The sequence below is a fragment of the Streptomyces sp. NPDC060194 genome (assembly GCF_042728285.1).
Taxonomy (GTDB): Bacteria; Actinomycetota; Actinomycetes; order Streptomycetales; family Streptomycetaceae; genus Streptomyces.
Map to the genome: position 1 here is coordinate 1 of NZ_JBHWZH010000194.1, position 8782 is coordinate 8782.

8 protein-coding genes are annotated in these 8782 nt (G+C 75.1%); 2 read left to right on the forward strand and 6 right to left on the reverse strand.

What is annotated here, in order from left to right; genetic code table 11:
* Positions 1 to 24 precede the first annotated feature (24 nt).
* Positions 25 to 873 (reverse strand): sulfurtransferase, encoded by an 849-nt coding sequence (locus tag ACFWEG_RS26800; protein ID WP_387220094.1) that lies wholly within the window; start codon positions 871 to 873, stop codon positions 25 to 27.
* A gap of 179 nt (positions 874 to 1052) precedes the next feature.
* Here ACFWEG_RS26800 and ACFWEG_RS26805 point away from each other — a divergent pair, with 179 nt between their 5' ends.
* Positions 1053 to 1829: a VOC family protein gene (locus tag ACFWEG_RS26805; protein WP_387220097.1), complete on the forward strand. Its 777-nt coding sequence runs from the start codon at positions 1053 to 1055 to the stop codon at positions 1827 to 1829.
* A gap of 60 nt (positions 1830 to 1889) precedes the next feature.
* Here the strand turns inward: ACFWEG_RS26805 and ACFWEG_RS26810 are convergent, their stop codons facing one another.
* The 4 genes from ACFWEG_RS26810 to ACFWEG_RS26825 form a co-directional block, all read right to left on the reverse strand.
* Positions 1890 to 2540 carry a thymidine kinase gene (locus tag ACFWEG_RS26810; protein ID WP_387220099.1) on the reverse strand — a complete coding sequence of 217 codons (651 nt, stop codon included), beginning with the start codon at positions 2538 to 2540 and terminating at the stop codon, positions 1890 to 1892.
* 59 nt (positions 2541 to 2599) lie between these two features.
* Positions 2600 to 3787 (reverse strand): alkaline phosphatase family protein, encoded by a 1188-nt coding sequence (locus ACFWEG_RS26815; RefSeq protein ID WP_387220102.1) that lies wholly within the window; start codon positions 3785 to 3787, stop codon positions 2600 to 2602.
* Positions 3787 to 4374 (reverse strand): DUF5998 family protein, encoded by a 588-nt coding sequence (locus ACFWEG_RS26820; RefSeq protein WP_387220105.1) that lies wholly within the window; start codon positions 4372 to 4374, stop codon positions 3787 to 3789. The genes ACFWEG_RS26815 and ACFWEG_RS26820 overlap by 1 nt, the downstream gene beginning before the upstream one ends.
* Positions 4375 to 4460: 86 nt before the next feature.
* Positions 4461 to 7301, reverse strand: a complete 2841-nt coding sequence (locus ACFWEG_RS26825; protein WP_387220108.1) for a GNAT family N-acetyltransferase — start codon at positions 7299 to 7301, stop codon at positions 4461 to 4463.
* Between the two features lie 132 nt (positions 7302 to 7433).
* On the opposite strand from ACFWEG_RS26825, the gene ACFWEG_RS26830 reads away from it, so the two are divergent.
* The gene (locus ACFWEG_RS26830; RefSeq protein WP_387220110.1) at positions 7434 to 7715 is read left to right on the forward strand and encodes an HPr family phosphocarrier protein; all 282 of its coding nucleotides are present in this window, start codon (positions 7434 to 7436) and stop codon (positions 7713 to 7715) included.
* Between the two features lie 197 nt (positions 7716 to 7912).
* Here ACFWEG_RS26830 and ACFWEG_RS26835 read toward each other — a convergent pair whose 3' ends face one another.
* The gene (locus ACFWEG_RS26835; protein ID WP_387220112.1) at positions 7913 to 8608 is read right to left on the reverse strand and encodes a GntR family transcriptional regulator; all 696 of its coding nucleotides are present in this window, start codon (positions 8606 to 8608) and stop codon (positions 7913 to 7915) included.
* Positions 8609 to 8782 lie beyond the last annotated feature (174 nt).

An 8782-nucleotide genomic window follows, 5' to 3' on the forward strand; every position in this document is an offset into this window, starting at 1 on the left:
CCGCGGGCCCCTCCTCCGCCGTGTTCAGCCCCGCTCGGGTCCCGTCGCGACCGGGCGGTCCGGGTCGGCCGACCACTCGGACCACGAGCCCGCGTACAGCGCGGCCGGTACGCCCGCGACGGCCAGCGCGAGCACCTCGTGGGCGCCGGAGACCCCGGAGCCGCAGTAGACGCCGACCTCCTGCTCGCCGCTCCCGGCGGGGACCACGCCGAGCGCCGTGAACCGGGCGAGGAGTTCCGCGGGCGGCAGGAACCGGCCGTCCTCGGCCACGTTCTCCGTCGTCGGCGCCGAGACCGCGCCCGGGATGTGCCCGCCGACCCGGTCGATGGGCTCCACCTCGCCGCGGTAGCGCTCCCCCGCCCGGGCGTCCAGGAGCAGCCCGGTCCGGGCCAGGGCCGCCGCCGCGTCGGCGTCGAGGAGAGGCAGTGCGCCCGGCTTCGGTGTGAAATCGCCGGGTGTGGGTACAGGGACCTTCTGCTCCTTCTCACCCGTCCAGGTCGGCAGTCCGCCGTCCAGCACACGCACCGAGGGGTGACCCGAATAGCGCAACAGCCACCAGGCGCGCGCGGCCGCCCACCCCTGGCCGCCGTCGTAGACGACCACGTCGCGGTCGGCCGAGACGCCGGCCGCCCGCATCGCCGCGCCGAAGACCTCCGGGTCGGGCAGCGGGTGGCGGCCGCCCGCCCCGGCGGGGGCGGCCAGTTCGGCGTCGAGGTCCACGAAGACCGCGCCGGGGATGTGCCCCTCCTCGTACGCGGCGCGCTGCGCTCCGCCGCCCGCCGCGGACAGCTGCCAGCGGACGTCGAGCAGGACGGGCGGGCGCGGCCCGGCCGACTCGCCGGCGAGTTCGGAAGCCGAGATGATGTCAGTCATGGGAGTCATCATGGCCCACGCCCTGGCCCGGACGTCCGGCCCCGGTCGGTGCCCGGCGTCCGCACGGCGAGGACCACTCCCCCGCGGAGCAGGATGACGGCGCGGCCGGGAAGCGGGCCGCATCACACGGTGCCACCATCGGCACGGGCGCACCCGCATGTTCCGAGGAGAGAGTGACGATGACCGAGCCAGCAGTCCGGTACGCACCAGGCACCCCGTGCTGGGTCAGCCTCATGGTGCACGGCCTGGAGAGCACCCAGAAGTTCTACGGCGCGCTGTTCGGCTGGGAGTTCGTCCACGGCCCCAAGCAGCTCGGGCCCTACGTCCGCGCGCTGCTCGACGGGCGCGAGGTGGCGGGCATCGGGATGATGCCCAAGGGCCGCAACCTTCCCGTCGCCTGGACGCCGTACCTGGCCTCCGACGACGTGAACGCCACGGCGGAGGCGATCCGCAGCTACGGCGGCACGGTCGGCGTCGGCCCGCTCGACGCCGAGGACGCGGGCAGGCTCGCCATCGCCGTCGACCCGGCGGGGGCGGTCTTCGGCGTCTGGCAGCCGGGCGCGCACGGCGGCGCGGCGACGGTGAACGAGTGCGGCTCCATGGCCTGGAACGAGCTGCTGACCCGGGACACCGCGGGGGTGGTCAAGTTCTACAACGCGGTCTTCGGCTACGAGGCGGAGGCGCTGCTCTCGGCCGGCGACGACTACGTGACGCTCCGTCTGGCCGGCCGGCCGGTGGCCGCCGTGCACGGGCTCGGCCAGGCGCTCCCCCGGGACCGCGGCGCGCACTGGATGACCTCGTTCGAGATGACGGACGTCGACGACGCCGCGGGGCAGGTGGTGGACCTGGGCGGCCACGTCGTCCAGGCCCCGCGCGACGAGTCGCACGGCCGCACGGCGATCGTCGCCGACCCGGAGGGCGCGGTGTTCACGCTCGTCGAGACGGCGGCGGACTGACCCGCCGGCGCGCGCACCGTCGTCAGCCTGAGGTGACCGTCCTCAGGGAGGTGACCGGCCTCAGGGAGAGGTGACGGGCAGGACGTCCGGGGACAGCGCTCCGGCGTGGGAGGCCGCGCTGGTCATGCGGCGGCGGTGGTGGCGTCGGCAGAGCACCTCGTAGCCGACCTCGGCCGACGGGCGGGACACGTCGCCCACGACGACCTGCTCGCCCTCGGTGACCATGGTGCCGTCGACGGTCCGCGCGTTGTGGGTCGCCCGGGCCCCGCACCAGCACATGGCCTCCACCTGCAGGGTCTCGACGCGGTCGGCGAGTTCGATCAGGCGCTGGGAGCCGGGGAAGAGCCGGGTGCGGAAGTCGGTGGTGATGCCGAACGCGAAGACGTCGAGGTCGAGGTCGTCGACGACCCGGGCGAGCTGGTCGATCTGGGCGGGGTGCAGGAACTGCGCCTCGTCCACGATCACGTAGTCGACCCGGCCGCCCTGCGACAGCTGCTTCACGACGTAGGCGTAGAGGTCGAGCCCCGGCCCCGCCTCCACGGCGTCGGTGACCAGCCCGAGACGGGACGAGAGCTTTCCCTCACCGGCCCGGTCGTCCCGGGTGAAGATCAGCCCCTGGAGCCCGCGCGCGGAGCGGTTGTGCTCGATCTGCAGGGCGAGGGTCGACTTGCCGCAGTCCATGGTTCCGGAGAAGAAGACCAGCTCGGACATGGGGAGGTGACGGCCTTTCGGGTCGTGCGGGGCGGGAGTCGTACGGGGCGGGGCGCGGCTCAGGAGCGGACTTCGAGGAGCGGCACCAGCTGCTCGGCGGAGGTCATCGAGCCGTGCATGCCGACCAGCGCGGACTCGTTCGGCTCCCGCTCGGTGGCGGTGACGGCGGCGAGGTCGTGGGCGGCCGCGACGACGTCGCCGATGCGGGCGAGGACTCGCGGCTCGACGTCCGGGCCGAACCAGCCGGCCGCGACGGCCTCGTCCCGGCCCGCCACCCAGAAGCGGTCGCCGAGGACCTCGCGCCAGCAGGTGAGCACGTCGGCGGCCGCCCCGGGGACGGCGTAGACGTGGCGGGCGCGGCCCTCGCCGCCGAGCCGGGCGACGCCGGCGCTCAGCTCCCAGTCCTCGTCGAAGTCGATCCGCGACTCCTCGTCGAAGGGGATGTCGACCATGCCGTGGTCGGCGGTGACGTACAGCGCCGCGCGCGGCGGGAGCTGCTCGGCGAGCCGCTGGACGAGCCGGTCGACGTACATCAGCTGCCCGCGCCAGGCGTCGGAGTCGACGCCGAAGCGGTGGCCGGCGGCGTCGACCTCCGCGTAGTACGTGTAGACCAGTGCGCGGTCCGCTGCGGCCAGCTGGGCGGCGGCGTGGTCGACGCGCTCCTCGCCGGCGAGGCGGCCATGGAACGTGCCGCCGCTGAGAGCGACCTTGGTGAGCGGGGTGTGCTGGAACTTCGGGGACGAGACCTGCGCGGTGTGCACGCCGGCCGCGTCGGCGAGCTGGAAGACGGTGGGGTGGGGCTGCCAGGCGTAGGGGTCGGTCCAGGGCTGCCAGCGCAGCTGGTTCATCAGCTCGCCGGTGGCCGGGTCGAGGACGGTGTAGCCGGGCAGGCCGTGCCGGCCGGGGGGCAGGCCGGTGCCGACGGAGGCGAGCGAGGAGGCGGTGGTCGCGGGGAAGCCCGCCGTGATCGGCCGGCCGCTGCCGCCGCGCGAGGAGGCGATCAGCGAGGTGAGGAAGGGCGCCTCGGCGGGGTGGCCGAGGAGCTGCTCCCAGCCCAGGCCGTCGATCAGGAAGACGCAGGCGCGGTCGGCGGGGGCCAGCTCGGCGATCGCCGGGGTGAAGCCGGGGACCTCCTGGCCGGCCGCCAGGGTCGGCAGCAGGTCGGCGAGCGAGCCGCTGCCGTACTCGGGGAGCGGGGCGGAGGCGAGCGGGAGGGGTTCCGGGTCGTGCCAGGCGGGCTGGGCCATCAGCGGCCGGTCGCGGCGGTCGCTTCGGAGACCGCCTGGGCGAAGGCGAGGGCCTGCCGGACGGTGTCCGGGCCGTCGCCGGCCTCGCTGACGCGCAGGCTCAGGTCGTCGGCGGTGGTGTTGCCGGTGTAGCCGTGGTCGGCGTCGCAGTTGGAGTCGCCGCAGGCGGCGGGCTCCAGGTCGATGCGGGAGACCGCGCCCCAGCCGATGGTCAGGACGACCTCGCGGGGCAGGCTGCCGGGCACGTAGGACTCGGGGTTGGCGACGACGCGGCTGACCACGACCGAGGAGATCCGCTCCAGCTTCACCGACTCGGTGGAGGTGGTGGCGAAAGGCGTCGGGGAGCTGGTGTCGGCGGCCTGCTCGTCGGTGTGGCTGACGATGAAGCGGGTGGCGGTCAGGACCAGGACCGTGACGTGCCGGCGGACCTCGTTGGCGTCGAAGGTGGTCTCCTGGTGCACCAGGTACGAGGAGATCGGCTCGCCGCCGACGGCGGCGTCCACCGCCTCGGCCACGAGGGCCGGGTAATAGCCGCTGCGCTCGATCGCCGTGCGCAGCCCCTGGGTCGTCGTACCGGTCTTCGCCATGGGGACCATCCTACGGGGGCCCGGTGACACCTGGGGACGCCCGGGAGCGGGGCGGACCCGGCGGACGGCGGGGGCGCTCGGGCGGGTCAGTACGCCGGGAGGGTGCGCGGGCCGAGGCCCGGTCGGGCCGGGGGCGGGGCGAGGCGGACGGCGGCGTCCAGGACGGTCAGGCCGTGCGGGGCGACCACGACCGGCTCCAGGGCGACGGCGGTCACCTCGGGGTGGTCGTCGACGAGCCGGGAGACGCGCAGCAGCAGGTCCTCCAGGGCGGGCGTGTCGACCGGGGACGAGCCGCGCCAGCCGAAGAGGAGGGGCGCGGTGCGGATGGAGCGGATCTGGTCGGCGGCGTCCCGGTCGGTGACGGGGACGAGCCGGTGCGCGGTGTCGCCGAGCAGCTCCGAGGCCGCGCCGGCGAGCCCGAAGGAGAGCACCGCTCCGGCGGCCGGGTCGATCGCCGCCCGCACCACCGTGTCGACGCCGCGCGGGGCCATCGCCTGGACCACCGGACGCAGCTCGGCCGGTGAGCCGAAGAGGTCGGTCAGCTCGGCGTAGGCGCGCCGCAGCTGGTCCTCGGAGGTGAGGTCCAGGCGGACCCCGCCGAGGTCGGCGCGGTGGCGCAGGTGCGGTGCGGTGGTCTTGAGGGCGACGGGGTAGCCGAGCGCGGCGGCCGCCTCCGCGGCGGCGTCCGCGTCGGGCGCGGGGCGGGTGGGCAGGACGGCGATGCCGTAGCGGCGCAGGAGGTCCGCCGCGTCGGCCGGGGCGAGCGTGGTGCCGCGCGGGTCGTCGACGCCCTTGAGGAGTTCGTCGATGCGGGCGGCGGTCCCGGCCTCGTCGAGGGACTCGACGACGTGCTCGGGCACCCGGCCCGCGTCGGCCAGGTTCCGGCGCCACTGGGCGTACCGGACGGCCTCGGCGAGCGCGCGGACGGCCCGCTCGGCGGCGGCGTAGGCCGGGATGCGGCGGCCGGGGGGCGGGGGTTCGGCGGCCGCGGCGGCGTCCGGCTCGTCCCCGGCGGCGGGGGCGCGCGGGGGGCGGCCGGGGGCGGAGCTGGTGGCCGCCGAGAGCGCCTCGGCGAGGCCGCCGAGCTCGACGTGGACGACGGCGACGGGCTTGGCGGGCGCGCCGGCGGTGGCCTCGCGCAGCGCGGCCCCGAGCACCTCGCCGCGGCCCTCGCTGCCCGGGGTGACGCCCTCGGCCACCGACGGGATGGCGGTGACGATCACCGCGTCGTGGGCGTCGTCGGCGAGCGCGGCGGCCAGCGCGGTGCGGAAGTCGGCCGGGGTCGCTGCGGTGGTGAGGTCGAGCGGGCGGGAGGGGCGCAGGCCCTCGGTGAGGCAGGCGTCGTAGGTGAGCAGGCCGAGCGACTCGGAGTTGCCGAGGATCGCCACCCGCGGCCCCTTCGGCAGCGGCTGCCCGGCGAGCAGCAGGCCGACGTCGACGAGTTCGGTGACGGTGTCCACCCGGATGACGCCCGCCTGGCGCAGCAGCGCCGAGACGGTGGCGTGCGGGATGCGGGTGGCGGCGACGTTGTGCCCGGTGGGGGCCACGCCGCTGTGGCGGGCGCCCTTGACCACGACGACCGGCTTGACGGCGGCGGTGCGGCGGGCGAGCCGGGTGAACTTGCGGGGGTTGCCGATGGACTCCAGGTACATCAGCGCCACGTCGGTGCCCGGGTCGTCGTACCAGTACTGCAGGACGTCGTTGCCGGAGACGTCCGCGCGGTTGCCGGCCGAGACGAAGGTGGAGACGCCCGCACCGCGCCGGTGCAGGCCGGACAGCAGCGCGATGCCGACGGCGCCGGACTGGGTGAACAGGCCGATCCGGCCGCCGGTGGGCCGCTCCGGGGCGAGCGAGGCGTTGAGCCGGATCTCGTCGGCGGTGTTGATGACGCCGAACGCGTTGGGGCCGATGATCCGCATGCCGTGGGAGCGGGCCTGCCGGACGAGTTCCCGCTGCCGCTCGCGCCCCTCGGCGCCGCTCTCGGCGTAGCCGGCGGACAGCACGACGAGGCCGCGTACGCCGTGCTCGCCGCAGTCGGCGACGACCTCGGGGACGCGTTCGGCGGGGACGCAGACGACGGCGAGGTCGACGTCCTCGCCGATGTCGGCGACCGAGCGGTGGGCGGGGACGCCGTCGATCTCGGTCTGCTCGGGGGCGAAGGCGCTGTTCACGGCGAAGGCGCGGCCGGTGTAGCCGCTGTTCAGCAGGTTGCCGAGCACGGAGCGGCCGACGCCTCCGGGGCCGCGTCCGACGCCGACGACGGCGACGGTGGCGGGGGTGAGCAGGCGCTGCACGGAGCGCGCCTCGGCGCGCTGCTCGCGGGCGAACTGCACGGCGAGCGAGCGGTCGGTGGGTTCGAGGTCGAACTCCAGGTGGACGACGCCGTCCTCGAAGCTGCGCTGCTGGCGGTAGCCGGCGTCGGTGAAGACCTTCGTCATCCTGTTGTTCGCGGGCAGCACCTCGGCGGCGAAGCGCCGGATGCCGCGCTCCCGGGCGACGGCGGCGATGTGCTCCAGGAGGGCGGAGCCGACCCCGCGGCCCTGGTGCGCGTCCTGGACGAGGAACGCCACCTCCGCCTCGTCGGCGCTCCCGGAGGCGGGGCGGCCGGTGGCGTCGATGCGGTCGTAGCGGACCGTGGCGATGAACTCGTCGCCGATGACGGCCGCGAGCCCCACCCGGTCGACGTAGTCGTGGTGGGTGAAGCGGTGGACGTCCCTGTCGGACAGCCGGGGGTAGGGGGCGAAGAAGCGCATGTACTTCGCCTCGTCGGAGACCTGCTCGTAGAACGCGACCAGACGGGCGGCGTCGTCCGGGGTGATGGGCCTGATCCGGGCCGTCCCCCCGTCGCGCAGCACCACGTCGGCCTCCCAGTGGGCCGGGTAGGCGTACTCCGACTGGCTCCGCTCGGGCTCCTGCGCGCTGGGCATGGGGCCAGGGTACGGGTCGCGCGGCCGGACGGACCGTTGCAGGCTGAGGTCGGGCGCCCGCTCTCCCAGGGCACCCGGGACCGTGTGGGACACTGGTCTAGACAACCGTCAGGAATCGTGAAGGGCAACACCATGGTTGAGCGCCGCGTCAACGTCGGCTGGGCCGAGGGGCTGCACGCCCGTCCCGCCTCGATCTTCGTCCGGGCGACCACGGCGACCGGCGTCCCGGTGACCATCGCCAAGGCCGGCGGCGAGCCCGTCAACGCCGCGTCGATGCTCGCGGTGCTGGGCCTGGGTGCGCAGGGCGGCGAGGAGATCGTGCTCGCGTCCGAGGCCGACGGCGCCGACGCCGCGATCGACCGGCTGGCGAAGCTGGTCGCCGAGGGCCTTGACGAGCTGCCCGAGACGGTCTGAGGACCGCGCTGATCCATGCGAGGAGTGCTGCCCGCCCGGGCGGCACTCCTTCGCATTTCCCGGGCACTGCCCGCGCACGCCGAATTCCGCCGCACGGCGAATTCTCGCGCACGGGTCATTGCACCCCCCTGTGCGCCGGAATTCGCGCGGCGGCGGGCGGACTCAAGAATTACCCGTCTTTGTATACGGCGACTTTGTTAATGCCGGACGCCCGACGTGTTTACGGCATGTTGCGAAATCCTCACCGCGCCGCCGCTCCGGTCGCCCCGGTGCGGGCGCAGCCGGTGCGCGCCCGTGGAGTGCTCGGCGTGCTGGGCGGTGAGGCCGCGGGCCCGCTCGGCGTCGCCGCGGGCGACCGCGTCGACGATCGCGCCGTGCTCCGCCCAGGCCTCGATCGGCCGGGACGGCGGCTCGACGGCGTACATCCAGGTGATCTTGTGGCGCAGCTGGGTCAGCAGGGCGATCAGGCCGGGGCTGCCCGAGGCCTGGACGAGCGTCTCGTGGAACCAGCCGCCCAGGGAGCGCAGGTCGTCGAGCTGACCGCGGCGGGCCCGCTCCTGGCCGAGCCGCACGAGCCCGCGCAGGACCTTCAGGTGCGCCTCGGTGCGGCGCTGGGCCGCGCGGGCGGCGCCCAGCGGCTCCAGGGCCGTGCGCATCTCCAGGAGGTCGGCCGCCTCCAGCTCGGTCGGCTCGGCGACGCAGGCTCCCGCGTGCCGGCGGGTCACCACGAAGCCCTCCGACTCCAGCGTGCGCAGGGCCTCGCGCACCGGGACCCGGGAGACGCCGTAGCGCCGCGCGAGCAGTTCCTCGGTGAGCCGGCCGCCGCGCGGGAAGACACCGCTGACGATGTCCTCGCGGATGGCCGTGCATACCGAATGCGCGGGAATGCGCATGTCCCGAACCTCCGTCTTGATCCCCGCGAAACGCGGTCGACCGACGCGTGTTCGCAGAACTCTATTGCAGAGCACGGGTATTTCCGACGGGGGACAGGAATTCGGCGAAATCTTTTGGCCTGAACCTGACGCCGGGCGCCGGGCCGCGGCCGGACACGCGCGAGGGCCCCGGCG

What these genes read in the sequence shown, in the direction of transcription:
- ACFWEG_RS26810 (WP_387220099.1), bottom strand. Translation starts at nt 2,540, where the DNA reads ATGTCCGAGCTGGTCTTCTTCTCCGGAACCATGGACTGCGGCAAGTCG.
- ACFWEG_RS26800 (WP_387220094.1), bottom strand. Translation starts at nt 873, where the DNA reads ATGACTGACATCATCTCGGCTTCCGAACTCGCCGGCGAGTCGGCCGGG.
- ACFWEG_RS26825 (WP_387220108.1), bottom strand. Translation starts at nt 7,301, where the DNA reads ATGCCCAGCGCGCAGGAGCCCGAGCGGAGCCAGTCGGAGTACGCCTAC.
- ACFWEG_RS26830 (WP_387220110.1), top strand. Translation starts at nt 7,434, where the DNA reads ATGGTTGAGCGCCGCGTCAACGTCGGCTGGGCCGAGGGGCTGCACGCC.
- ACFWEG_RS26805 (WP_387220097.1), top strand. Translation starts at nt 1,053, where the DNA reads ATGACCGAGCCAGCAGTCCGGTACGCACCAGGCACCCCGTGCTGGGTC.
- ACFWEG_RS26815 (WP_387220102.1), bottom strand. Translation starts at nt 3,787, where the DNA reads ATGGCCCAGCCCGCCTGGCACGACCCGGAACCCCTCCCGCTCGCCTCC.
- ACFWEG_RS26835 (WP_387220112.1), bottom strand. Translation starts at nt 8,608, where the DNA reads ATGCGCATTCCCGCGCATTCGGTATGCACGGCCATCCGCGAGGACATC.
- ACFWEG_RS26820 (WP_387220105.1), bottom strand. Translation starts at nt 4,374, where the DNA reads ATGGCGAAGACCGGTACGACGACCCAGGGGCTGCGCACGGCGATCGAG.